A 23,583-nucleotide genomic window follows, 5' to 3' on the forward strand; every position below is an offset into this window, starting at 1 on the left:
TCACCGAGACCGGCCAGGAGGTGACGCCCCCATCTGCCGCTGGCCGCGCGTTCGGCGCCACCTGGCCAGTGGAAGATTGGGCGATGACGGTCGATTGGGGTCGGCTGAGGTACGCGTACGGCCCGGCGACCGACACCCCGGGCCACCTGGCCGCGCTGGAGTCCGGTGACGCCGAGGCCCGCGAGGCCGCACTGGATCACCTCGACTCGCGGTGCTGCACCAGGACTTCCCGAACACGGCGACCGCCCCGGCCCTTCAGGCCGTGATCGCGCTGATCGCCGAGCGGCGCTCGCACCCGGACACGGTCGAAGCGCTGCTGGAGTTCTTGGGCGACGCGGCCATGAGCGTGACCGCCCTCGCCGACGACCACTACTTCGCGAAGATACTGCCGGACCTCGCTGAAGCTGTGGCACAGGCGTACCCGGTGGTACTTCCGCTGCTCGCGGCGTCCCCGCCGGAGCGGGCGCTGTTCCCGCGCGGAGAATCTTGTCCCGATCGCCCGGATGCCGTCCCTGACAGAGCGGCGCAACGAACTGGCGGTGCGCGTACTTGAGTGGTCAGAACGAGACGCCGGCTCGCTGGCGCAGTGGATACGCTGCCTCGGCCAGCTCGGCGTCGACCTGCGCGACCGGCTCACCGACCCGGACCCGGCGGTCCGGCTCCAGGCCGCGCTAACCCACGAGGACAACCCGCGCAGCCGGGAGCTGATCCTGACCGCACTGACCGAGCCACCACCGACGAGCGTGCACCAGTTCACGCTCGTCGCCGCTGCGATCCGCGTCGCCGCTGACTCCGACGAGATCGCCACGGCTGCTTGCCAGGTGGCCAGTCGGGACGGTTGGGCCGGCTCCGACGACGGCTGGGGCGCGTTGGTGCGCTTCGCCTTCCCCAAGCCATACGCGAAGCACCGTCCCCTCACCGAATCGCAGCGTGCACTGCTTGGGGCACTGGTGACCAATGATGAACTCTGGAACCCGATCAACGGCAGCTGCGGGCTCGTTTTCAAGGAGGCCGGACTACCGCACAGCCGAGGGGCGTGCCGCCGGCTCGCCGGGTCCGGGTGACCGCCTTTCAAGGCCCGCCATCATCCGGATCTGCCGCACTGCGCGCGCTCATGCCGATGAGCGGGTGCGTCGGGAGCGGTCGACGAGCGTGCGGCTGGCATGCCGACGGATAGATGAAGGCGGGTCGTTCTCGGGGCGTTCCCCGGACTGAGGTTCGCTGTCGCCACCGTCGTCCCGACGCGGCGGTTGACGTCTGCGCATACTGCGACTTGACGCAACCCGAGTTCGTGATGGGCGGCCTCATCCGGCCGAATCAGTCGTCAGCGCTCCGCGTGTCATGCAAGCGCCGGAGATCGGACAGGGCTGTCGTTCACTGTCCGAGAGGGCGGTAGCGGAGGTGTACGACGCCGTTTCGGAATCGGCGCTCATCGAGGAGCTCAAGGTCGGCGCGCATGCCGGCCGGCAGCCCTGGCTTGCCCCCGCCGACGACAATGGGCCAGACGAACAGCTGGCACTCGTCGACCAGCCCGGCCTTGAAAGCCTGCGCCGCGAGGTTCGCACCTCCTACAGTGAGATCGGAGCTGGCCGTGGCCTTCAGTTGGTTTACCGCGGCGGGGTCGAAACGGCGTTCGAGTCGGGTGTCGGCAGTTGACGCCACGGCGAGGGTCGTGGAGTAGACGACTTTGCTCGCCGCCTGCCAGGCGCTCGCGAAGTCGGCCGTGAGGTCGGACTGCGCGGCCAGAGCGGCGTCGGTCTCCCAGACGGCCATCGTTTCGTACAGGCGCCGTCCGTAGAGGAACGTGCCCACAGACCGCAGGAGGTCGGTGGTGAACACGAATACCTCGTCGTCGGGCGGGGACCAGTCGAAGGCGCCGCGTTCGTCCTCGATGTAGCCGTCAAGCGACACGTTCGTCAGGTAAATCAGCTTGGCCATGCTTCTACCTCTCGGTGATTAGCTGCAACAGCCTGGACATTCATCAGCGTGGCGTCCAGCTTGGTGAACGCTTGGCGCCAACCCTCCTCGCTGGGGTGCGCCAGGCGTTCGGGGAGCCACTGGCGGATCTCGAGTCGCGTCCGTCCGTCGGCCTCGTCGTGGAACTCGACTCGGAGTCTCGTCTCGAACGGCTCGATGCCCTCCTGCAGCCGGCCACTGACGTGCAAGACGCCGTCGAGCAGTTCGCCGTCGGCGACGTCTGTGAGCTCGACGTGGATGTGCACGCGGAGGCCGGGTTCGGCAGCATTGACCTCCGTCCACCGTTGAAAGCCGCCGGGGCGCACGTCGAACTCGATCTCATCGCGCGGCAGTGAGTTGCCGGTCGGGCCCCACCACGCCGCCAGGTGGTCGGGATCGGTGAAGGCTCGGTAGACGAGCTCCCGCGGCGCGTCGAACACGCGCGAGATGACGAGCTGCGGAGTTTCGGTTTTCATTCGAGCTCCCTGGGGTCGTCGGCCATCCGGTCCGTTGCCCGTCCGGCGGCCTGCACCGCGGCAAGGTGGGCATCGAGGCGGGTGAGGGACGAGTCCCAGAGCCGCCGGTAGCGCTCGATCCAGTCGGCCGCCTCGCGCAGCGGGGCGGCCTCGAGGTGGCTCGTGCGCCACTTGCCTGACCGCGACCGCGAGATGAGCGCGGCGCGCTCGAGCACCTTCAGGTGCCGTGATACCGCCGGCATCGAGATGGACAGAGGAGCGGTGAGTTCTGTGACCGTGGCGTCGCGTTCGGCCAGCTCGGCGACGATTGCCCGTCGAGTCGGGTCGGCGAGCGCCGAGAACACCGCGCTGAGCTGGTCGGTGCCAGCCATCGGAAGCTCCCTTCACTTAACCACCGTGTTAAGCGTATTGAGATGCGAGCGATGTTGTCAACGGATGGGTCGCCGGGCCGGCTCGGTCCCGCCGCCGACGTGCCGCCGAACGACCTGCGGCAAGACGGTGTCCGCATCTGCCGCGATCCGGGCGCTTGCCTTCGCCAGCGAACGACCGGGGCCGATGAGTGGACGTTCGGCTGGCTTTCTGGTCTGGCCGATAGGCGGATTTTGGTGGGGCGTCGTCAAGGGCTGGGCTGAGGCGGCGGGTCAATATCTCTGGAGTCGTATCGGTATTGGACGTGCTGCAGACGCGATGCGTGCCGGCGACCGGCGATCGTAGGGGATCACTGTTGATCGCGATTCCGGGGGGCTGCGTTGCCTGGTCATGTCGGTACGGTTGCCGCAAATGCGGCTGTGGGGGTGCGGCCGCGGTGGCGGCCGCGGGCCACGCTGGTGGCTTGTGCCACCACGTTGATGGCGGTGGCAGTGGACGCGGGGCTTTCCAGCAAGGACTACACGAAGGGTTTTGCGCCGTCGTGGGTGGCGGCACTGGCCGCGTTGCTGGGGGTGGTGGCCACGTTCGGTGCGATGGGTTGGCCGAGGGAAGGTCTCCTGCCGCGCCGGCCGGTGTTGACGGCCGGTTGGTGCGGTTTTGTCCTGATGGTCTGGTCGGCGGGCGGAGTCATCTTCGACGGGCTGCGCGCGCTTGCTGTGCTCGGTGTTCCGGGCATGCCGCCGGTGGTGGACTGGCCGGGCTTTGCAAGCCGTACGCTCGCGGTGGTGGCCGGTGCGCTCCTGGCGGCGACGGTCCTTTCCTACCAACGGGCCTGTCGCGGCGGGCGTACCCGCTGCGGCCGTGATGATCCGGCCTCTCCGCGATCGAGCCGGAGGTGGCTGGGCTACGCGGCTTGTGCATTCGCCCTGCCGTACCCGCTGCTCAAACTCTATTGGGCGCTGGGCGGCACGATTGCTCGATCGGCGGTAGGCACTACGTCGGTCGAGGGTTTCCCGATCGGGGAAATCGTGGCGTTCGCGTTGGTTGGGTTGCTCGCGCTCGCGCTGGTGCAGCGGTGGGGGCGGCTCGTCCCGCGGCGGCTGCTGCTCGTCGTCGCCTGGGCGGCGGCCGGCGCGCTGCTCACGATGGGAGCGCTGGCGGGCTTCGGATCCCTGGCGCAGGCTCTGGGTCTGGTCGATGGCCCGGCCCGTTTCGGCAGCGACGGATGGATCGTGTACCTCGTGTATGGCTCGTGGTTGCTGCTCGGCGTGGCGCTCGGCGGTGCCGTCGTTGACTACCAGCGGCGGACCCGCCTGCCGTGCGGCCAATGTGGCCGCTAGCCGCCGCCGGCGGCGTGGAGATCTACCCTGCTGGTATGCGGCAGTGGACGGGTACCCGGGGCCGGACCGATATTCTGCTCGCGACCGTGATCGGGGCTCCGGTCGCCGCGCTGTCCGTGTTCATGGCCTTCGTGTCTGCGCCCGGTACCAGGGCCTGGTTGGTTGCGGTGTCGCTGATCGTGGCACACGCCGCGCTGGCGGCCCGCCGGGTATCGCCGGCGGCCTCGTTCGGCGTGGTATGTGCCGCGTTTGCTATGCAGACGGCGGTGACCGGCATGTTCCTGGTCCTGCCCTCGACGCTGGTCTTTCCGGTGGCGCTGTACTCCGTATGCGCCTTCGGAAGCCGACGTGTGGTGGCGCTCGCACTCGGCGCGGGAGTCGTCGGTGCGGTCCTGGTGACCGTCCGTTTCGTACACGACGGCAGCGTCACGGCGGCCGGGCTGCGGCCGGACCCCTTCCTGGTGTCAGGCCTACTGCTCGCCGTCGTCGTCGCCGCATGGAGCCTTGGACTGCGCCGCCGAACCCAACTCGCCTACCTCGCAGTGCTGCGCGAGCGCGCCCGCCATGTCGCGGCCGAACGGGAGGAACGCGCCCGCCGAGCGGTGCGCGAGGAGCGGGCCCGCATCACCCGCGAGATGCATGATGTCATCGCGCATTCGCTGTCCGTGATCATCAGCCAGGCCAAAGGAGGCCGGTACGCAGCCCGAAGCGATCCGGACCGGGCCAGCAACGTCCTGTCCACCATCGAGGAAACCGGTCGACACGCGCTGGCCGATATGCGCGGGCTGCTGGGCGTGCTGCGCTCCGGCGAGACCAACGACGACGGCCCCGGTCAGGAACCCCAGCCCGCGCTGCGGGACCTGCCGGAACTGCTTGACCGGGTACGCGCCGCGGGGCTGCCCGTACACCACCGCGAGCACGGAACAACCCGCCGCCTCAGCCCGGTCGCCGAACTCGCGGTCTTCCGCGTCGTCCAGGAGGCGCTCACCAACATCATCAAGCACGCCGGCCCCACGGCGCGCGCCGAGGTCGAGTTCGCCTGGGCCCCGGACGGCCTGACCGTCACGGTGCGGGACCGCGGTCCAGAGCGCCGCCCCGTCCAAGAGAGCGGCCACGGCCTGACCGGCATGCGGGAGCGGATCGCCGCAGTCGGCGGCTCCATCTCGGCCGAACCCGCTCTGGGTGGAGGATTTCTGGTGACGGCGCGATTGCCCTACGACGCCCGCCTGTTCAGTGATGGAGGATCCGCATGACGATCCGGGTGTTCCTGGTCGACGACCAGGACCTGGTACGCGCCGGATGCGTGATGGTAATCCAGGCGCAGGACGACATAGCCGTCGTCGGGGAAGCCGCCGACGGAGCGCAGGCGTTGGCACGGCTCGCCGTCACCGCCGCCGATGTCGTGCTCATGGACATCCGGATGCCCCGTGTCGACGGCGTCGCCGCGACCCGGCAACTGCTGGCCAGGACCGGCCCCCAGCCCAAGGTTCTCGTGCTGACCACGTTCGACCTCGATGAGTACGCCTTCGCCGCGCTGCGCGCCGGAGCCAGCGGATTCCTCGTCAAGGACGCGCCGGCCGAGGAGATGCTCGCCGCCATCCGCACCGTCCACCGCGGCGACGCCGTCATCGCACCGTCTACCACCCGACGGCTGCTCGACCACGTCGCCCCGGACCTCCCGGTGCCGGCACCCGGCCCGGACCCGCTGGCAGCACTCACCGGCCGAGAACGTGAGGTCCTGCTCCACGTCGCGCGCGGCGCCTCCAACGCCGAGATCGCCGCCCGGCTGTTCCTCGCCGAAGGCACCGTGAAGATCCACGTCGGCCGGATCCTGGCGAAACTTGGTCTCCGCGACCGAGTCCAGGCCGTCATCTGGGCCTACGAACACCGGCTCATACGCCCCGGCATCTGACATCCAAGGCGGACGAGGCCGAGTGGCGCTGTTGCGTTTGTCGGATCGGTGGGCACGCCGAGCCTTGTCAGGGGGCACCGGTCAGATCGCTCGGGCCAGTTCGGTGAATGCGGTGGCCACCCGCGTCGCGAATGGATCATCGGTGGCGAGTTCGTAGTGTCCGCGGCGGAGGTTCTGCGCGAAGACATGCCCGGTGATGATCGTCTGGGCGGTGCGGTCGGAGCGGAGCCCGCGCATCGGTCTGAGCCGGTGTTTGAGCTGGCTATGGTCGGCCTCGATCGGGTTGTTGGCGTGCCGTTCGACGTGGTGCCAAGCCGACGGGACCAGCTCATCGAGCACGCCGGGGTAGACGGGGGCGGCGTCGGTGACCACCTCACTGGGCGCGACCTTCAACATCCGCATCGCGTACTGAAAGAACCAGCGGGCTGCGGCGGCGTCCCGACGGGCTGAGACAAGCACGTCGATGACCTGCCCGTGCTGGTCGATCGCCCGGTAGACGTACCGCCAGACCCCGTTGACCTTTACATAGGTCTCATCGACGAACCACCGGTCGCCTGGCGGTGGAATCGGGCAGCGTCGGCCAGCAGCGGGGTAAACCGCTGCACCCACCGGTAGACGGTGACGTGATCCACCTCCACACCGCGTTCGACCAGCAGGTCCTCCACATCGCGGTAGGAGAGGTTGAACCGTAGGTACCAGCGCACCGCGAGAACGATCACCTCGGGCGGGAACCGGAACCCCGCGAACGCCGACGCGGGCGGGGACCAGGACCGGACACGAGACAGCGACCTCACCGGCCAAGCAGACCACACCGATCAAACGCGGTAGTCGATCATGCTTGCACCTAATGCAACAGAGCCACGAGACGGACAGGTTGCCGCGGGCGGTCTTCGGTCATCAAGGGGCCGCCCGCGGCCGGTCACTGTGCGGGCGGTGTCACGGGGTCCAGAAGTTGCCGGAGACCACGATCATCGTCTGCAGCTGCAGGCTCGCCGAGTAGTAGCCCGAGGTGTCCAGCACCGTCGACTTGATCTTGTTCCAGAGTGCGTCGAGCCAGGCCTGGCTGCCCGGGTCGGTCATCGCGGTCACCGCGAACGGCGCGAAGAACGCCGCCTCGGAGCCCGAGCTGAGCGCGGTGCCGTCGAGGGAGTAGCCGACGGCGATGTTCGACGGGTTGCCGCCGGTCTTGGCCTTGACCCAGGTGTTCAGCTTGCGGGCCGCGGCCAGCGACTGCGCGTCGCCGCTGGTGACCGCGTCGGCCCCGATCCGCCACGGGTCGCGGCAGGCGTTCCACCAGTACTTGCCGTCGTTGGGGTCCTCCAGCACCTGCCCGGTGGCGGGCTTCGGCGTGGTGTTCGTGTTGATCACGAAGTCGGGCAGCAGACCGGTGTTGGGGGCGTAGCCGCTCTGCAGCGCCGCGGTGACGGACTGGTGCTTGGCCAGGATGGTGTCCCAGGCGGTGTCGCCTGTCGCCTTCCGGTAGGCGCGGAAGTGGCCGGGCATCCAGTCCGAGGTGCGGCTGAGGTAGTAGTACGAGTCCCCGGCGCTGCTCCAGTCGCCGAGCAGGGTCAGCTTGGTGGTGGCGTTGATCTCGCTGGCCTTGATCGCGTTGATCCGGGTGACGGCGAGCGACTTGTAGTTGTAGGCGCCGGTGCTGCCCCACTGCTTGTCGGCCAGCAGCAGCCCGTACGCGATCTCCAGGTCGCCGTCGGTGGCGGAGTCGGAACCGTTGACCGAGGTGCAGGAGGTGTTCTGCTCGGCGGCGTGCAGGTTCGGGTTGTTGACCGACGGGTGCGCCAGCACGTATTTGAGCAGGCCGTCGAACTGCGTCTTTGCGTTGGGGTCGGCGCCGGCCATCAGCGCGGTGATGACCATGCCGTAGCCCTGCGCCTCGGCGACGTATGGGTGGTCGGCGTCGGGGGAGTAGACCTCGTACCAGCCGTTGCCGCAGTTCTGCTTGATGAACGCGTTCTTCCAGGTGTTGTAGTAGCTGATCACGGTCTGGTCGTGCGTGGCCGCGGCGCCGGACAGCTTGAGAGTGCCCGCGGCGTACGGCCGCAGGTGCGAGCCGAACGGCACGGCGACTCCGCCGGGCGGGGGAGAGGAAGTCGGGGAGGGGGTCGGCGAGGCGGACGGCGACGGCGTGCCCGTCGGCGCGTAGACCTCGAACTCGTACAGCGAGTAGCCGTACGTGGTGCCGCGGGCGGTGCCGTACATCCGGATGTAGCGCCCGCTGGCGGTGAGTCCGGTGAGGTCGTCGGTACCGCCGTTGCCGCTGGTGGTGGAGTAGATCGTGGTCCAGGTGCTTGCGTCGGGCGAGACCTCGATGCGGTATGCCTTGCCGTAGGCGGCCTCCCAGCGCAGTGTCACCTGTCCGATCTGCTGGGTGCTGCCCAGGTCGATGCGGATCCACTGCGGGTCGCTGCCCTCGGCGCTGGCCCAGCGGGTCGAGGTCGAGCCGTCGACGGCCTCGGCGCCGCCGAGCGAGGAGGTTTCGGTGGAGGAGACGGCGGTGGTGCGGCCCAGAGCCAGGTTGGTGGCGGCCTCGGCGGACGTGGCGAGGACGAGCCCGCCGAGAAGTGTGCCGGCGGTGGCTACGGCGGCGGCCGCGAGCATGGGGCGGGCCCGTCCGGGCCAGGCTGTTCTGCGCATCATTGCGGGACTCCCTGTGGAGGGTCGCGGTGCGTGCCGCGGCTGCGGAACGCGGTGATACGAGCGGACATGTGACCGCACGACGGGCGTCGGCGAGCGGTCGCGATGGCCCAGGGCCCCGGGCTCGGGGGGAACTTATGCCAGGAGACGCCCGTCACACAAGATGGTTAGGAAGATTGCCTAACGATCCTGTCGCACCTCTTGACTGCTTCGGAGTCGTCGCCCTAGTCTCCGGCATTAGTAAATCTGATTGCCTAACGTTCCATCGACACAAGCGAGGGCGGATGACCCGACCAGCCGGTTCGTCGAAGCTGCTGCGCGCCATGAACGAGAGTGCGATCCTGGCCCACCTGCTGAACCGTGGCCCGCTCACCCGTGGCGAGTTGCGGGAGCTCACCGGGCTGAGCAAGCCGACAACCTCGGACGTGCTACGCAGCCTCACCGATGCGGGGCTGACGATGGTGGTGGGACGTAGCTCGGGTGGCCCGGGACCGAACGCCGAGATCTACTCGGCGAATCCGAAGGCGGGGTTCGCGGTCGCGATCTGTATCCGGGAGGTTTCCGAGATCCCGGGGCCGTCGCTCATCGCGGCGCTGATCGATGCCGGTGGTGTGGTGCACGCCCGGATCGAGGACTCGATCGACCTGACGACACTCGACCCCGTCGACGCGATCACCGACACGGTCATCCGGGTCATCGAGCGGGCGGGGGTCGGCGCTTCCGCGGTCCGCCACGTAAAGCTCGGGGTGCCGGGTTCATATGACGCGGCGAACGGGGTCATCCACTACATCGACGTGCCCGGGTTCGACCGGCCCGGTCTCGTCGAACGAATCGCAGCACGGTTGGGCACCGTGGTCGAGGTCGAGAACGACGTCAACCTCGCCGCGATCGCCGAACGTGCGCACGGGGTCGCCGCCGGGGGCGCCGGCTTCACACTCTTCTGGATCGGTGACGGTCTCGGCTTGGCCATCGACCTCGGTGGCACGCTGCTACGCGGGGGACGCGGCGGCGCAGGCGAGATCGGCTACGTGCCGGTGTCGCTGCCCTCAGACTGTCCGCCTGCCGACCTGCAGAGCCTGATCGGTGGTCCCGCCGTTGTAGCGCTCGCGGCGGAGCACGGCATCGCGGCCGCCACCCCGGGCGCCGCGATCGGTGTGGCCGTCGCCTCGAACCACCCTCGGGCCGGACGCTTCCTCGACGCGGTGGCCGCCCGCATCGCGCTCGGTCTGGCCGCCGTCGCGGGCGTGCTCGACCCGCCGCTGATCGTGCTGGCCGGCGACGTCGCGCAGGCCGGCGGGGAAGCGCTCGCGCAGCGGGTCCGTGCCGCGCTGCCCGGCACGACCCCGCTTGACATCACCATCGCCGTCACCGAGGTCACCGACGACGCCGTACTGCTCGGCGCGCTCGAAGCCGGATGGCGAGCGGTGCGCGAATCCTTGATCGACAACCAGCGCACCGCCATGCAGGCCGGCTGACCGCCGTCTGCCGCGGCGCGCTCAGCCCTGCTCCTCCGATCAGCACCACCGTGTGGCCCGACCGGCGTCCTTGCCGCACCAGGCGAAGGGCTCGGTCGAGCCCGCGACCCCGCAACTCCGTATTTCTGATACCGGAGAGGAACACTCATGCAACGCTTGCTGAACCGGCGTACGACCATGATGGTCGGCATAGCCGCAGCATTGGCAGTGGTCACGGCGTGCACCCCTACCGAGGCGCCGAAGCCGATCGCGACCTCGGGCGTCGAGCCCACCGGCGCGGTCGAACTGTGGCACTTCTTCACCGACCGTGAGGCCAAGGCCCTCGACGAGACGCTGGCCAAGTTCAAGGCGAAGTACCCGAAGGTCACGCTGACCGTCAAGGGCGGGCAGGACGACGCCAAGGTGACCACCGCGATCGGCGCCGGCACCGGTCCGGACATGGCGATCAGCTACTCAACCGACATCGTCGGCAAGTTCTGCGCCGCGGGCGCGTGGGTCGATCTCAACCCGTACCTGCAGCGCGACGGCGTCGACCTGAACGCGATCCCGCAGGTCGCCCGTTCCTACACGGAGTTCCGGGGCAAGCGGTGCACGATGCCGTTCCTGGCCGACGCGTACGGCTTCTACTTCAACAAGGGAATGTTCGCCGAGGCGGGGCTGACCGAGGCCCCGAAGACCCTCGCTGAACTGTCCGAAATGGCCAAGAAGCTGACCAAGCGCTCGGCCGACGGCACCATCGAGCGGGCCGGCTTCCTGCCCCTGTTCGGCTTCTACGAGAACTCCCCGTCGCACTTCGCGCCGATGGTCGGCGCGAAGTGGCTCAACGACGACGGCACCTCGGCGATCGGCTCCGACCCCGCCTGGAAGGAGCTGCTCACCTGGCAGAAGGAACTCGTCGACTGGTACGGCTACGACAAGCTGGAGAAGTTCCGCGCCTCGCTGGGTGACGAGTGGTCGGCCGACAACGCCTTCCACAAGGGCAAGGTCGCGATGGCCGTCGACGGCGAGTGGCGGATGGCGTTCCTCAAGGACCAGGCGCCGAACGTCGAGTTCGGGGTGGCCCCGCTGCCGGTCAACAAGGCCGAACGCGCGGGCGCGGGCTACATCTCGGGCAACGTCATCGGCGTCTCGCGGACCGCCCGCAACCCGGAGGCGGCCTGGGCGCTGATCAAGTTCCTGACCACGGAGACCGACAGCATCGTCGACCTGTCCAACGGCATCCGCAACGTGCCGACCACCACCGCGGCGCTGACCTCGCCGCGGCTCACCGCGGACCCGGCGTTCAAGGTGTTCCTCGACATCTTCGCCAACCCGAACTCGGGCACCACCCCGCCCAGCGCGATCGGCCCCGGCTACCAGGAGACCTTCTCCGAGTTCCTGCAGGGGTGGCAGTCAGGGACGCAGAAGGACCTGAGTGCCGGACTGGCCGACGTCGACGTCCGGGTCAACAAGATGATCAAGCTGGCCGGCTAGCAGCGATGCCGACCGCAGCCAGCCAGGGGGGCGCCGGCCGTGTCCGGCGCTCCCTCGTCACCCTCACCTTCATCGGGCCCGCGCTGATCGGCATCCTGATCTTCCTGGTCTACCCGCTGGTCGCTGCGGTCTACTTCTCCTTCACCCGCTTCGACATGTTCAACCCGCCGGTCTGGGTCGGGCTGGACTTCTGGGAATATGTGCTGTTCGACGACCCGACGGTGCGGATCGCGGCGAAGAACACGCTGGTGTTCGTGCTGCTGATGGTCCCCGCCCGGACGGTCGGCGCGTTGCTCACCGCCATGCTGCTCAATGCGATGAAGCGATCCCGCAGCATCTACCGCACGCTGTACTACCTGCCCGCTCTCGCGCCCCCGGTCACCGCCACCATCGCGTTCGTGCTGCTGCTCAAGCCAGGCACCGGGCCGGTCAACACGCTGCTGGCGCAGTTTGGCCTCGAAGGGCCGGGCTGGTTCAACGACCCCGACTGGGCAAAGGCGTCGCTGACCCTGCTAGCCCTGTGGGGCGTCGGCGACCTGATGATCATTTTCGTCGCGGCGCTGCTCGACGTGCCGCAGGCCCTCTACGAGGCCGCGTCGCTGGACGGCGCGGGCCGCTGGCACCGGTTCCGCTACGTCACCCTGCCCACCATCTCGCCGGTGCTGCTGTTCGCGACCATCACCGGCGTCATCGGCACGTTCAACTACTTCACCCAGGCCGCGGTCGCCGGCAGCGTCGCCTCCGGCCAGGTCACCTCGGGCAGCGGCATTGCCGGCACGTTCGGCTACCCCGAGAACTCGACGCTGACCTACCCGATGCGGCTCTACTCCATCGGCTTCGGCAACAACCTGTTCGGGGCCGCGAACGTCATGGCGGTCATCCTGTTCGTGGTGTCGATGACCGCCACGATCATCCTGCTGCGGCGGTTCAAGACGTTCAGCGGAGGCGACTCATGACCCAGTCCATACCCAGCGGCCGCGGACACCACATGCTCGGCTTCGTCGCCCGCCACGCGATCGGCATCGCGATGGCCATCATGTTCCTCGCCCCGATCGTCTTCCTGCTGCTCACCTCGTTCATGACCAGCGACCAGACGCTGACCGCGAACATGTGGCCGCAGAGCTGGCACCCGGAGAACTACGTCGAGGCGTTCCGGAAGACGCCGCTGCTGCGGTTCATCGGCAACACGTTCCTCTACGCGATCCTGGCCACCGGGTTCATGCTGCTGGCCAGCGTGCCGGCGGCATACGCGCTGGCCAAGCTGCGGTGGCGCGGCCGCAACGCGACGATGGTCCTGATCATCTGCATGATGATGCTGCCGCCGCAGGTCACCACGGTCCCGCTCTACATGATGTGGGCCAACACCGGACTCACCGGCACGCTGTGGCCGCTCATCCTGCCGATGCTGGCCGGAGACGCGTTCTCCATCTTCCTGCTGCGCCAGTTCCTGGTCACCATCCCCGACGAGTACCTCGACGCGGCCCGCATCGACGGCTGCGGCGAGTGGCGCACGCTGCTGCGCGTCATCCTGCCCATGGCCAGGCCCGGCATCGCCGCCGCGGCCATGTTCCAGTTCTTCTACGCCTGGAACGACTACTACGGCCCGTTCCTCTACACCAGCGAGAACCAGGACGCCTGGACCATCTCGCTGGGCCTCGCCTCGTTCCGGTCGCTGCACCACGTCGAATGGCATCTCGTCAGCGCGGCGACCCTGCTCACCATGGTCCCGGTCATCGTCCTGTTCTTCTTCGCCCAGAAGGCGTTCGTCCAGGGTGTCACGCTGACCGGCGTGAAAGGATAGCAACACACCATGAAGATCGCTGTGGTCGGCGGAGGTTCGACCTACACCCCCGAGCTGATAGACGGGTTCGCCCGCCTCGACGCGGCCGTCACCGAGATAGCGCTGATCGATCCGGCAGCCGACCGGCTGCCGATCGTCGGCGGGTTCGCGCAGCGGATCTTCCGCCGCCACGGACACCCCGGGCGGATCACCTGGACCACCGACCTCGACACCGGGCTCACCGGCGCCGACGTCGTCATCATCCAACTGCGGGTCGGCGGGCAGCGCGCGCGGATCAGCGACGAGACGTTCCCGCTCGAATGCGGCTGCGTCGGGCAGGAGACCACCGGAGCAGGCGGTCTCGCCAAGGCCCTGCGCACCGTTCCCGTCGTGCTCGACGTCGCCGAACGCGCACGCCGCCACGCCGCACCCGGAGCGTGGATCGTCAACTTCACCAACCCGACCGGCATCGTCACCCGCGCCCTGCTCGACGCCGGGCACCGGGCCGTCGGCTTGTGCAACGTCGCCATCGGCTTCCAGCGGCGCTTCGCCGCGCTGCTCGGCGTGGCACCCGGGCAGGTGACCCTCGACCACGTCGGACTAAACCACCTGACCTGGGAACGCGGCGTCCACGTCGACGGCGTCGACCGGTTGCCCGAGCTGCTGTCGGCGCACCTGGACGAGATCGCAGGCGAGGTGAACCTGCCACCGGCGATCCTGGCCACACTCGGCGCGGTGCCGTCGTACTACCTGCGCTACTTCTACGCCCACGACCAGGTCGTCGAACAGGAACGCGGCGCACCGACCCGGGGCGAGCAGGTCGCCAAACTGGAAGGTGCCCTGCTGTCCATGTACGCCGACCCCACCCGCGACACCAAACCCGACCTGCTCGCCAAGCGCGGCGGCGCGTACTACTCCGAGGCCGCCGTCGGGCTCATCGGCTCGCTGCGCAGCGGCGACGGCGCCACACACCCGGTCAACGTGCGCAACAACGCAACCCTGCCGTTCCTGCCCGACGACGCCGTCATCGAGGTCAGCTGCCGGGTCGACGCCGACGGCGTGGCGCCGCTGCCGGTCCGGGCCGTCGGCCCCCACATCTCCGGCCTCATCTCCCACGTCAGCGGGTACGAGGAGCTGGCCGTGCACGCCGCCGTGGCCGGTGGACGGCAGCGGGTCTACCAGGCGCTGCTGGCACACCCGCTGGTCGGCCAGCACGACCTCGCCGAGAGCCTCACCGACCGGCTTCTCGCCACGAACGCCGCGCACCTGAGGTGGGCCGCATGATCGGCGAAAGGACCGTGGTCGCGGTCGACGGGGGCAACTCCAAGACCGACGTCATCATCGCCACCGGCGCCGGAGCCGTGCTCGGGCGCGCCCGGGGACCGGCGTCCTCGCCGCACCTGATCGGCGTGCCCGACACCATCGGCCTGCTCGGCCGGCTCATCGCGCAGGCCAAGCAGCACGCGGGGCTCGGCACGGCCGCAGTGTTCGACCGGGCCGAGGTCTACCTCGCCGGCGCGGACCTGCCCACCGAGGTGCGGATCCTGACCGAGGCAGTGACCGCGGCCGGGTGGGCACACCACAACCGGGTCGACAACGACACCTTCGCTCTGATGCGCGCCGGCACCGACGCCGAACGCGCGATCACGGTCGTGTGCGGTGCCGGGATCAACTGCGTCGGCCGCGACGCCGACGGGCGAACCGCACGGTTCCCCGCCCTCGGGATGCTCACCGGAGACTGGGGCGGCGGGCACCACCTGGCCTCCCTGGCGCTGTGGCACGCGGCACGCGGTGAGGACGGCCGCGGGCCGGCCACCCGGCTGACCGAGGCGGTCATCGACCACTTCCGGGTGGCCACGGTCGAAGACCTCGGCATCGCCGTGCACCTCGGCGAGGTCGCCCCCGCCCGCATCGGCGAGCTCACCCCGGTCCTGTTCGCCGTCGCGACCGGCGGGGACCAGGTGGCGCGTCGCATCGTGGCCAAACAGGCAACGGAGGTGCTGTCCCTGGCCCGAGTCGCCGCCGAGCGGCTGGGCATGCGCGAGGAACGGCTGGCTCTCGTGCTGGGCGGGGGCGTGCTCGCCGCCCGGCATCCGCTGCTGCACCAGTCGATCGTGGAGGGAATGCCGGCCGCGCTGCCCCGCGCCGAGGTGGTGGTGTCGGCGCAGGCTCCGGTCGTCGGCGCCGCCCTGGCCGGCCTCGACGCCCTGGGTGCCACGATGGACGCGAAGTCCGCGCTAAGGACCGCCGTCTAACCGGCTGTCCACGCCTTCCCGGGGCCCGTCGAGCAGAGACGGGCCCCGGCGTGCCCACCCGCGCCTATCCGCCGCCATGCCCCTTGCGGGCTTCGGCGCGTTGCGGACCACCGATGTCGAGGCACAGCCTTCATCAGGTCATCGTCGGCGCCATACTTCGCCCGGATCGGCCACGTGATCCTCCGAGTGTCGATCACCCGGGCTGACGCTGCCCCGCATCGCGGCACTCGAATATTGACCGGTATGCATGGCCGGCCGTAGCATCAGCAACTGTAAGTCAGTTTGACTATCTTTCACTTCGGGAGAAAGGCACGCAATGGTACGAACCAGAGCGGGCATGAGACTCATCGCCGCGCTCGGCACGGAATTCCTCATCGTCGGGTCGGCCCTCATGGCGACTCCCGCCCATGCCGCACCCATCCGCTACGAGGCCGAGAGCGCCACCATCGGTCAGGGCCTCGCCGAGTCCAACCACCTCAACTTCTCCGGGACCGGCTTCGCCAACACGGACAACGTGGTCGGCAGCAACACCGTCCGAGTCACCTCCACCTCGGCAGCCGGCACCGCCAACCTCGACTACCTTGAATTCGAGGTCGCCGGAGCGCCGGCCTTCACCGACTACCAGGCGGAGAACGCCGTCATCGCTCAGGGCGCGGTCGAGTCGAACCACACCGGTTACACCGGCACCGGCTTCGTCAACACGACCAACGCGGCGGGGGCGTACGTGGAGTGGACGGTGACCGCGGCCGCCGCGGGCACCGCGCAGCTGGCGTTCCGCTACGCCAACTCCGGCGGGGCGAACCGGCCGGGAGACATCGCGGTCAACGGCAACCTCGTCGGCAACCAGCCGTTCCCGGCGACCACCGCCTGGACCGACTGGGCGGACGTCACGGTCAGCACGACGCTGGCCGCGGGAGTCAACACCGTGCGGCTGACCGCCACCGGCGCGCTCGGCCTGAGCAACATCGACCGGCTGCGCGTCACCGGGCAGAGCGACTCGCAGGCGCCCAGCACACCGGGCGCCCCGAGCTGTTCCGCCGTCACCTCCAGCAGCATGACGCTGAACTGGGGCGCGTCCACCGACGACGTCGGGGTGGCGGGATACGACATCTACCACGACGGCAACCTGCTGAGTCAGACGACGGGCACGGGCACCTCGCGGAACCTGACCGGCCTCTCGCCGAACACGGAGTACCGCCTGTCGGTGTTCGCCCGGGACGCGGCCGGCAACATCTCGCTGTCCAGCGCGCAGGCGATCTGCTCCACCCTGGCCAGTTCCGACACCCAGGCGCCGACCGCCCCGGCGAACCTGGCCTACTCGAATCTGAGCGGCAGCAGCGTCACGCTCACCTGGACGGCGTCCACGGACAACGTCGGGGTCACCGCGTACGACGTGCGCACCGGGACGACCGTCGTCAAGTCGGTCAGCGGCACGCCCCCGGCGGCGACCACCTCCGTCACCGGGCTTGCCTGCAACACGGCGTACGGGCTGAACGTCGTCGCCCGAGACGGCGCAGGCAACACGTCCGGGCAGAGCAACACGGTGTCTTTCACGACCGCGACCTGCAGCGGCGGCGTGCCGTCAGGGATCACACAGATCTCCACCGGCTGGACGATCCCCTGGGGCACGGACTTCATGCCCGACGGGCAGACCGCCCTCGTCACCGAGCGGGACGACAAGGTCACCTCCGGCCAGTTCAAGGTCTTCAAGGCGACGCTGTCCGGTGTGCGTACCCAGGTCGGGACCGTCCCGAACGTCGTCACCACCGACGGTGAGGGAGGCCTGCTCGGCGTCGCTGTGGACCCCGGCTGGGCGTCCAACCACTACGTCTACTTCATGCACACCGCGTCGGAAGGCAACCGGGTCGCCCGGATGACCTACGACGGCAGCACCCTGACCGGGTACACCACGATCCTTTCCGGGATCGCCAAGAACCGCTACCACAACGGTGGCCGCCTGGCCTTCGGGCCGGACGGGTACCTCTACGTCTCCACCGGTGACGGGCAGACCAGCAGCCGGGCCCAGGACCTCAACTCGCTCAACGGCAAGATCCTGCGAATCACGACGACCGGTGCCGCGGCGCCGGGCAACCCGTTCGGTACCCGGGTCTACAGCTACGGCCACCGCAACCCGCAGGGCCTGGCGTTCGACTCGCAGGGCCGGCTCTGGGAGGCCGAGTTCGGCAACAGCATGTACGACGAACTCAACCTCATCAAGCCGGGCAAGAACTACGGCTGGCCGACCTGCGAGGGCACATGCGGCGTCGCGGGCATGGAGAACCCGAAGCGACAGTGGTCGGTGTCGACCGCCTCGCCCAGCGGTATCGCGATCGTCCGCGACGTCGTCTACATGGCGACGCTGCGCGGCGAGCGGATGTGGCGCATCCCGCTACTCAGCGGCGAGACCACGGGCACTCCGACGGCGTACTACACGGGCACGTACGGACGCCTACGCACGGTCACTAGGGTGCCCGGCTTCGACCAGCTCTGGCTCAGCACCACCAACTGCGACAACAACGGCGGGGCCGCGAACGGCGCCGACCGCACCCTGCGCATCACCATCAGCTAGCGAAGTGCCGCGCCGCACGGGTCCCTGATCCGATCCGTGCGGAGCGCACCCTCACCGTCGACGGCCGGGAGCGTGCGCGGCCACAGGAGGGGACAGAGTATGCGACTCCAACGATCCGCCACACCCCGCCGACGGCTCGTCGCGGCCGGCGGCGTCGGCCTGCTCGTGGCCGCATCGCTGTTCATCGCGACGCAGGCGCAGGCGGCGCCGACCCGCTACGAGGCAGAGAGCGCCACGATCAGCCAGGGCCTCGCCGAAGCGAACCACCTCGGCTACTCCGGCTCCGGTTTCGTCAACGGCGACAACGTGGCCGGCAGCTACACCCAGTGGACGGTCAACGCGCCCGCCGCCGGCACCGCCACGATCACCATCCGCTACAGCAACGGCACCGCCACCGCCCGGCCCGCCGACATCGCCGTCAACGGCACCGTCGTCGCCGCGGCACCGTCGTTCGCCAGCACCTCCGACTGGGACACCTGGGCCGACAAGACCCTCACCGTGGCCGTCAACGCCGGCAGCAACACCATCCGGGTCACCGCCACCACGGCGACCGGCTCCGCGAACCTCGACTACCTCGACTTCGAGGTCGCCGCGTCACCGCCACCGGCCTCGGTGCACCAGGCCGAGGACGGCACGGTGTCCCAGGGCGCGGTCGAGTCGAACCACGCCGGCTACACCGGCACCGGGTTCGTCAACCTCGACAACGCCACCGGCAGCTACGTGCAGTGGACCGCAACGGCACCTGCCGCGGGCACCACCAGCCTGACCATCCGCCACGCCAACGGCAGCAGCGCCAACCGGCCGATGTCGGTCACCGTCAACGGCACGGTCGTCAACGCCGGCCTCGCGTTCAACCCGACCGGCGCGTGGAGCGCCTGGGCCGACGCCAGCCTCAGCATCACGCTCAACGCGGGCGCCAACATCATCCGAGTCACGTCGACGACCGCGTACGGCGGCCCGAACCTCGACAAGATCACCTTAGGTGTCGCGGGCTCGCCGTCACCGACACCGAGCACGTCGCCCCCGCCCGGCGGCACACCAGTCGGCGTCAACGGCCAACTGCACGTCTGCGGGCTGAAGCTGTGCAACCAATACGACCGGCCCATCCAGCTGCGCGGTATGAGCACGCACGGCATGCAGTGGTACGGCCAGTGCGTCAACAGCGCATCGCTGACGGCGCTGGCCACCGACTGGACCGCGGACGTCCTACGCATCTCGATGTACATCCAGGAGGGCGGGTACGAGACCGACCCGCGGGGCTTCACCGACCTAGTGCACTCCATCATCGAGCAGGTCACCGCGCGCGGCATGTACGCGATCGTCGACTGGCACCAGCTCAGCCCCGGCGACCCCAACGCCAACCTGAGCCGGGCGAAGACCTTCTTCGCCGAGATCGCCCAGCGGCACAAGCACAAGGTCAACATCCTCTACGACGTGGCGAACGAGCCCAACGGCGTGAGCTGGTCGACCGTGAAGAGCTACCACGAGCAGATCATCCCGGTCATCCGGGCGCAGGACGCCGACTCGGTGATCCTGCTCGGCACCCACGGCTGGGGGTCGTTCGGCGTCTCCGACGGCCGCGGCCCGTCCGACATCAGCAACAACCCGGTCAACGCCACCAACATCATGTACACGTTCCACTTCTACGCCGGCTCGCACGGCTCGGAATACCTCGACGCGCTGAGCACGGGCTCCAACTCCTTCCCGGTGTTCGTGACCGAGTTCGGCACGCAGACCGCGTCCGGCGACGGTGCCAACAACTTCACCAGGTCACAGCAGTACCTGGACCTGATGGCCACGAAGAAGATCAGTTGGGTGAACTGGAACTACTCGGACGACTCCCGCTCCGGCGCGGTCTTCACGAGCGGAACCTGCCCCAGCGGCCCGTTCACCGGCAGCAGCAAGCTCAAACCCGCCGGGGTATGGATCCGCGACCACATCCGCACCCCCGCGGACGACTTCCCGACAAGCTGAACCCTGCTGATCGAGAGGTGGCCGACCTTTCGTCACGGGCCGGCACGGCGAACACCGGACGACCCCGATGCGGCACACCGGGGGCACCTCGCCGACGACGCGGCAGGCCAGGTCGGAGAGATCCTCCGACCGGGCCTGCCGCGTCGTCGGTTCAGCATGAACCGTCGGGGATGCAAACAGCGGTGACCACTGAACGCTCCGAGCCCATGCTGACCGGGGGCGCGACCGAAAAGGCAAATTGCTTTCCTAACCCCTTGACATCGAACGACGTAATTGGAAGTCTCTTCCCAAGCGGCTTGGCGCGGCTCCGGAACACCTTCGGACGTGACGCGCTTCAGTGAACAACTGCCCCCGGCCGGTTGAACTCCCCTCCCCAAGGAGACACCGTGCGCTGGAAGAGAAAGCTACCCACCCTCGCTGTAGCCAGCACCATGCTGGTGGCTACGGCACTGATCGTCATCGTCGACCGGGCCGACGCCGCCGACGTGCTCCTGTCCCACAACCGGCCCGCCACCTCCTCGTCGACCGAAAGCAGCGAATACGGTCCGGAGAACGCCGTCGACGGCAGCGCCACGAGCCGCTGGGCCAGCGTCGAAGGATCGGATCCGCAGTGGCTCCGCGTCGACCTCGGCTCGTCCGTCGCGATCAACCGGGTCAAGCTGACCTGGGAGGACGCGTACGGCTCGGCGTACCGGCTGGAGACCTCGCCGGACGGGACCGCCTGGACCACCGTCAAGACCGTGACCGGCGCGGACGGCGGGACCGACGACCACACCGGCCTCAGCGCGAACGGACGATACCTGCGCGTCTACGGCACCGCCCGCGGCACGTCCTACGGCTACTCGCTCTGGGAACTGGAGGTCTACGGCCCGGACGGCACCCCTGACCCCGGTGGCGCCGACCACCAGGCCGAGAACGCCACGCTCTCCCAGGCTGCCGTCTTCAGCAACCATGCCGGATACACCGGGACCGGGTTCGTCGACTACACCGACGTCGTCGGTGGCTACATCGAATGGACCGTGACCGCGGCCGCGGCGGGCAGCCGGCCGGGCACCTTCCGCTACGCCAACGGCACCACCGCGGGACGGCCGCTGAGCATCGCGGTCAACGGCGTCACCGTGACGTCCGGGCTCGTCTTCAACCCCACCGGTAGCTGGAGCACCTGGACCGACCAGACGATCAACGTGCCACTCCAGGCCGGCGCCAACACGATCCGGGCGACCGCCACCACGGCGACCGGCGGCCCCAACATGGACAAGCTCACCCTGGGCACGGCACCGACCGCCTCGCCCACGCCGTCGCCCAGCCCGACCGGTGGGACCACCTTCACGGTCGCCGCCGCAGGTGACATCGCCGACCAGTGCACCGCGAGCTCCAGCTCCTGCCAGCACCCGAAGACGGCCGCGCTCGTCACGGCCATGAACCCCGAGTTCGTCATCACCATGGGCGACAACCAGTACGACGACGCCCGCCTGTCGGACTTCCGGAACTACTTCGACAAGACCTGGGGCAAGTTCAAGTCGAAGATCCGGCCCGCGCCGGGCAACCACGAGACGTACGACCCGGCCGGTGAGTACGCCGGCTACAAGTCCTACTTCGGGTCGATCGCCTACCCGCAGGGCAAGAGCTACTACAGCTTCAACCACGGCAACTGGCACTTCATCGTCCTCAACTCCAACAGCTTCGACGACGACGCGCAGATCTCCTGGCTGCAGGCCGACCTCGCCGCGAACACCAAGGGCTGCATCGCCGCGTCCTGGCACCACCCGCTATACAGCTCTGGCGACCACGGCAACGACCCGGTGAGCAGGCCGATCTGGCAGATGCTCTACAACGAGGGCGCGGACCTGGTCCTCAACGGCCACGACCACCACTACGAGCGGTTCGGCCCGCAGGACCCCGACGGCGACGCCGACCCGAACGGCATCGTCGAACTGCTCGGCGGGATGGCCGGCGCGCCGCCCTACCCGATCGTCAACGTGCAGCCCAACAGCCTCAAGCGGCTGTCCGGGACGTACGGCGTCATCAAGCTGACGTTCACCGACAGCACCTTCTCCTCGCAGCTGATCGGGACCGACGGCGCGGTCAAGGACACGAGCCCGACCTATACCTGCCACTGATGTACATCACCGCCAACCGTCCGCCGGGACGGGCGCTGCTGCGCTCCGTCCCGGCGAACGTCCTCGCCCTCGGCATGGTCAGCATGGTCACCGACATCTCCGCCGAGATGGTCACCGCCGTCCTGCCGCTCTACCTCGTGCTCGCGCTCGGGCTCAACCCGTTGCAGGTCGGCGTGCTCGACGGCCTCCACTTCGGGGTGACCGCACTGGTCCGCCTCGCCGGCGCGCACGCCTCCGACCGCTGGCGCCACCGCAAACTCGTCGCCGCGAGCGGCTACGGCATCTCCGCCCTGGCCAAACTCGGTCTGCTGCTGGCCGGGACCTCGGTCGGCGCCCTCGGCGCCGTGATCACCGCGGACCGGGCCGGCAAGGGACTGCGGACGGCCCCGCGGGACGCGATGATCTCGTTGTCCACCCCACCGGACCGGCTGGGGCAGGCGTTCGGCGTGCACCGGGCCATGGACACGCTCGGGGCCTTCCTCGGCCCGCTCGCCGCGTTCGGGGTGCTCGCCGCCACCGGCGGGTCCTACGACGCCGTATTCATGACCTCCTTCTGCGTCGCGGCGCTCGGGCTGGTGCTGCTCGCGCTCTACGTCCGCGACCCGCGCACCACCCTCGCGGCCGAGCCACCGCGGATCGGGACGGCCGTGCGCGCCATCGCCGGCGACCCCGCGTTCCGGCGGATCTGCGCCGTCACCGTCCTGCTCAGCCTGGTGACGGTCAGCGACTTCTTCGTCTACCTGCTGCTGCAGAAGCAGCTCGCGATGACGCCCGGCCTGTTCCCGCTGCTGCCGCTCGGCACGGCCGCGGTGTACCTGCTGCTCGCCGTGCCGCTCGGGCGCCTGGCCGACCGGCGGGGCCGCGTCGGGGTCTTCCTCGGCGGGCACGTCGCCCTCCTCGCCGCCTACCTGCTGCTCGCGGGTGCGGCAACCGGCATCGCGCTGCTGATCGCGGTCCTCGTGCTCCACGGCACGTTCTACGCGGCCACGGACGGCGTCCTGATGTCCGCCGCCGGACCGTTGCTGCCCGAGGCCCTGTGTACCAGCGGGATGGCCGTGCTCCAGACCGCGCAGGCGCTCGCGCGGCTGGGTTCGTCGGTCGCCTTCGGCGCGCTCTGGACCGCCTGGGACGCCCGGACAGGCCTGCTCGTGATGGCGGGCGGGCTCGCGCTCTCCCTACTCGCCGCCCGGAAGGTGATCCTGTGAAACGTGCCCTGGTCCTCGCCGCGTCGA

The 23,583-nt window shown here is 69.2% G+C and carries 19 protein-coding genes and 2 pseudogenes; 16 read left to right on the top strand and 5 right to left on the bottom strand.

Annotation, left to right across the window (positions count from 1 at the left end):
* The first annotated feature begins 211 nt into the window (after positions 1–211).
* Both C5N14_RS33575 and C5N14_RS33580 read left to right on the top strand, forming a co-directional pair.
* On the top strand, positions 212–553 hold the full coding sequence (locus C5N14_RS33575) for a hypothetical protein (RefSeq protein ID WP_243640180.1): 342 nt from the start codon (positions 212–214) through the stop codon (positions 551–553).
* Positions 504–1,064, top strand: a complete 561-nt coding sequence (locus C5N14_RS33580) for a hypothetical protein (protein WP_243640183.1) — start codon at positions 504–506, stop codon at positions 1,062–1,064. Before C5N14_RS33575 ends, C5N14_RS33580 begins: the two co-directional genes overlap by 50 nt.
* A gap of 310 nt (positions 1,065–1,374) precedes the next feature.
* Here C5N14_RS33580 and C5N14_RS29125 read toward each other — a convergent pair whose 3' ends face one another.
* From C5N14_RS29125 to C5N14_RS29135, 3 genes are read right to left on the bottom strand one after another with little or no spacing between them, the layout of a single operon-like run.
* Entirely contained in the window at positions 1,375–1,938 is a 564-nt protein-coding gene (locus C5N14_RS29125) for a dihydrofolate reductase family protein (RefSeq protein WP_117672773.1), read from the bottom strand.
* The gene (locus tag C5N14_RS29130; RefSeq protein ID WP_117672775.1) at positions 1,926–2,432 is read right to left on the bottom strand and encodes an SRPBCC domain-containing protein; all 507 of its coding nucleotides are present in this window, start codon (positions 2,430–2,432) and stop codon (positions 1,926–1,928) included. The genes C5N14_RS29125 and C5N14_RS29130 overlap by 13 nt, the downstream gene beginning before the upstream one ends.
* The gene (locus C5N14_RS29135; RefSeq protein WP_117672776.1) at positions 2,429–2,803 is read right to left on the bottom strand and encodes a helix-turn-helix transcriptional regulator; all 375 of its coding nucleotides are present in this window, start codon (positions 2,801–2,803) and stop codon (positions 2,429–2,431) included. The genes C5N14_RS29130 and C5N14_RS29135 overlap by 4 nt, the downstream gene beginning before the upstream one ends.
* Before the next feature lie 483 nt (positions 2,804–3,286).
* Here C5N14_RS29135 and C5N14_RS29140 point away from each other — a divergent pair, with 483 nt between their 5' ends.
* Genes C5N14_RS29140 through C5N14_RS29150 form a run of 3 tightly spaced genes read left to right on the top strand, consistent with a single transcriptional unit; the run spans position 3,287 to position 6,053 of the window.
* Positions 3,287–4,141: a hypothetical protein gene (locus C5N14_RS29140; protein ID WP_128763693.1), complete on the top strand. Its 855-nt coding sequence runs from the start codon at positions 3,287–3,289 to the stop codon at positions 4,139–4,141.
* 35 nt (positions 4,142–4,176) lie between these two features.
* The gene (locus tag C5N14_RS29145) at positions 4,177–5,394 is read left to right on the top strand and encodes a histidine kinase (RefSeq protein ID WP_165878275.1); all 1,218 of its coding nucleotides are present in this window, start codon (positions 4,177–4,179) and stop codon (positions 5,392–5,394) included.
* Positions 5,391–6,053 (top strand): response regulator transcription factor, encoded by a 663-nt coding sequence (locus C5N14_RS29150; RefSeq protein ID WP_117672782.1) that lies wholly within the window; start codon positions 5,391–5,393, stop codon positions 6,051–6,053. The genes C5N14_RS29145 and C5N14_RS29150 overlap by 4 nt, the downstream gene beginning before the upstream one ends.
* An 81-nt stretch (positions 6,054–6,134) precedes the next feature.
* Here C5N14_RS29150 and C5N14_RS29155 read toward each other — a convergent pair.
* Both C5N14_RS29155 and C5N14_RS29160 read right to left on the bottom strand, forming a co-directional pair.
* A pseudogene (locus C5N14_RS29155) lies at positions 6,135–6,838 on the bottom strand (IS6 family transposase).
* Between the two features lie 151 nt (positions 6,839–6,989).
* Positions 6,990–8,705, bottom strand: coding sequence for a glycosyl hydrolase family 8 (locus C5N14_RS29160; protein WP_207892917.1), 1,716 nt, complete (start codon positions 8,703–8,705; stop codon positions 6,990–6,992).
* Positions 8,706–8,842: 137 nt separating this feature from the next.
* On the opposite strand from C5N14_RS29160, the gene C5N14_RS29165 reads away from it, so the two are divergent.
* The 11 genes and pseudogenes from C5N14_RS29165 to C5N14_RS29215 all read left to right on the top strand — a co-directional run bounded on the left by C5N14_RS29165 (position 8,843) and on the right by C5N14_RS29215 (position 23,556).
* Entirely contained in the window at positions 8,843–10,180 is a 1,338-nt protein-coding gene (locus C5N14_RS29165) for an ROK family transcriptional regulator (protein WP_243640184.1), read from the top strand.
* Positions 10,181–10,327: 147 nt separating this feature from the next.
* Positions 10,328–11,653 carry an ABC transporter substrate-binding protein gene (locus tag C5N14_RS29170; RefSeq protein WP_165878277.1) on the top strand — a complete coding sequence of 442 codons (1,326 nt, stop codon included), beginning with the start codon at positions 10,328–10,330 and terminating at the stop codon, positions 11,651–11,653.
* 5 nt (positions 11,654–11,658) lie between these two features.
* Complete coding sequence (locus C5N14_RS29175) at positions 11,659–12,609, top strand: carbohydrate ABC transporter permease (RefSeq protein ID WP_117672788.1); 951 nt, start codon at positions 11,659–11,661, stop codon at positions 12,607–12,609.
* A complete protein-coding gene (locus tag C5N14_RS29180) occupies positions 12,606–13,454 on the top strand; it encodes a carbohydrate ABC transporter permease (protein ID WP_117672790.1) in 849 nt (282 codons plus the stop codon). Before C5N14_RS29175 ends, C5N14_RS29180 begins: the two co-directional genes overlap by 4 nt.
* 9 nt (positions 13,455–13,463) lie before the next feature.
* Positions 13,464–14,717, top strand: coding sequence for a 6-phospho-beta-glucosidase (locus C5N14_RS29185; protein WP_117672792.1), 1,254 nt, complete (start codon positions 13,464–13,466; stop codon positions 14,715–14,717).
* Positions 14,714–15,688 carry an N-acetylglucosamine kinase gene (locus C5N14_RS29190; RefSeq protein ID WP_117672830.1) on the top strand — a complete coding sequence of 325 codons (975 nt, stop codon included), beginning with the start codon at positions 14,714–14,716 and terminating at the stop codon, positions 15,686–15,688. The genes C5N14_RS29185 and C5N14_RS29190 overlap by 4 nt, the downstream gene beginning before the upstream one ends.
* A gap of 337 nt (positions 15,689–16,025) precedes the next feature.
* Positions 16,026–18,257, top strand: coding sequence for a PQQ-dependent sugar dehydrogenase (locus tag C5N14_RS29195; protein ID WP_207892918.1), 2,232 nt, complete (start codon positions 16,026–16,028; stop codon positions 18,255–18,257).
* Positions 18,258–18,356: 99 nt separating this feature from the next.
* Positions 18,357–18,830: pseudogene (locus C5N14_RS34350) on the top strand (CBM35 domain-containing protein); the annotation flags it as partial.
* 39 nt (positions 18,831–18,869) lie between these two features.
* The gene (locus C5N14_RS33590) at positions 18,870–20,231 is read left to right on the top strand and encodes a cellulase family glycosylhydrolase (protein ID WP_371685931.1); all 1,362 of its coding nucleotides are present in this window, start codon (positions 18,870–18,872) and stop codon (positions 20,229–20,231) included.
* A gap of 386 nt (positions 20,232–20,617) precedes the next feature.
* Positions 20,618–22,351, top strand: a complete 1,734-nt coding sequence (locus C5N14_RS32480) for a discoidin domain-containing protein (protein ID WP_165878278.1) — start codon at positions 20,618–20,620, stop codon at positions 22,349–22,351.
* Positions 22,351–23,556, top strand: coding sequence for an MFS transporter (locus C5N14_RS29215; protein WP_117672796.1), 1,206 nt, complete (start codon positions 22,351–22,353; stop codon positions 23,554–23,556). The genes C5N14_RS32480 and C5N14_RS29215 overlap by 1 nt, the downstream gene beginning before the upstream one ends.
* Positions 23,557–23,583: the final 27 nt, after the last annotated feature.

The organism is Micromonospora sp. MW-13 (genome assembly GCF_003434305.1).
Taxonomy (GTDB): domain Bacteria; phylum Actinomycetota; class Actinomycetes; order Mycobacteriales; family Micromonosporaceae; genus Micromonospora.

Bases quoted from the DNA above. Each gene is read 5' to 3' on its own strand.
- C5N14_RS33580 (WP_243640183.1), top strand. From the start codon at position 504: ATGCCGTCCCTGACAGAGCGGCGCAACGAACTGGCGGTGCGCGTACTT.
- C5N14_RS29125 (WP_117672773.1), bottom strand. From the start codon at position 1,938: ATGGCCAAGCTGATTTACCTGACGAACGTGTCGCTTGACGGCTACATC.
- C5N14_RS29130 (WP_117672775.1), bottom strand. From the start codon at position 2,432: ATGAAAACCGAAACTCCGCAGCTCGTCATCTCGCGCGTGTTCGACGCG.
- C5N14_RS29135 (WP_117672776.1), bottom strand. From the start codon at position 2,803: ATGGCTGGCACCGACCAGCTCAGCGCGGTGTTCTCGGCGCTCGCCGAC.
- C5N14_RS29145 (WP_165878275.1), top strand. From the start codon at position 4,177: ATGCGGCAGTGGACGGGTACCCGGGGCCGGACCGATATTCTGCTCGCG.
- C5N14_RS29150 (WP_117672782.1), top strand. From the start codon at position 5,391: ATGACGATCCGGGTGTTCCTGGTCGACGACCAGGACCTGGTACGCGCC.
- C5N14_RS29160 (WP_207892917.1), bottom strand. From the start codon at position 8,705: ATGCGCAGAACAGCCTGGCCCGGACGGGCCCGCCCCATGCTCGCGGCC.
- C5N14_RS29165 (WP_243640184.1), top strand. From the start codon at position 8,843: ATGCCAGGAGACGCCCGTCACACAAGATGGTTAGGAAGATTGCCTAAC.
- C5N14_RS29170 (WP_165878277.1), top strand. From the start codon at position 10,328: ATGCAACGCTTGCTGAACCGGCGTACGACCATGATGGTCGGCATAGCC.
- C5N14_RS29175 (WP_117672788.1), top strand. From the start codon at position 11,659: ATGCCGACCGCAGCCAGCCAGGGGGGCGCCGGCCGTGTCCGGCGCTCC.
- C5N14_RS29180 (WP_117672790.1), top strand. From the start codon at position 12,606: ATGACCCAGTCCATACCCAGCGGCCGCGGACACCACATGCTCGGCTTC.
- C5N14_RS29185 (WP_117672792.1), top strand. From the start codon at position 13,464: ATGAAGATCGCTGTGGTCGGCGGAGGTTCGACCTACACCCCCGAGCTG.
- C5N14_RS29190 (WP_117672830.1), top strand. From the start codon at position 14,714: ATGATCGGCGAAAGGACCGTGGTCGCGGTCGACGGGGGCAACTCCAAG.
- C5N14_RS29195 (WP_207892918.1), top strand. From the start codon at position 16,026: ATGAGACTCATCGCCGCGCTCGGCACGGAATTCCTCATCGTCGGGTCG.
- C5N14_RS29215 (WP_117672796.1), top strand. From the start codon at position 22,351: ATGTACATCACCGCCAACCGTCCGCCGGGACGGGCGCTGCTGCGCTCC.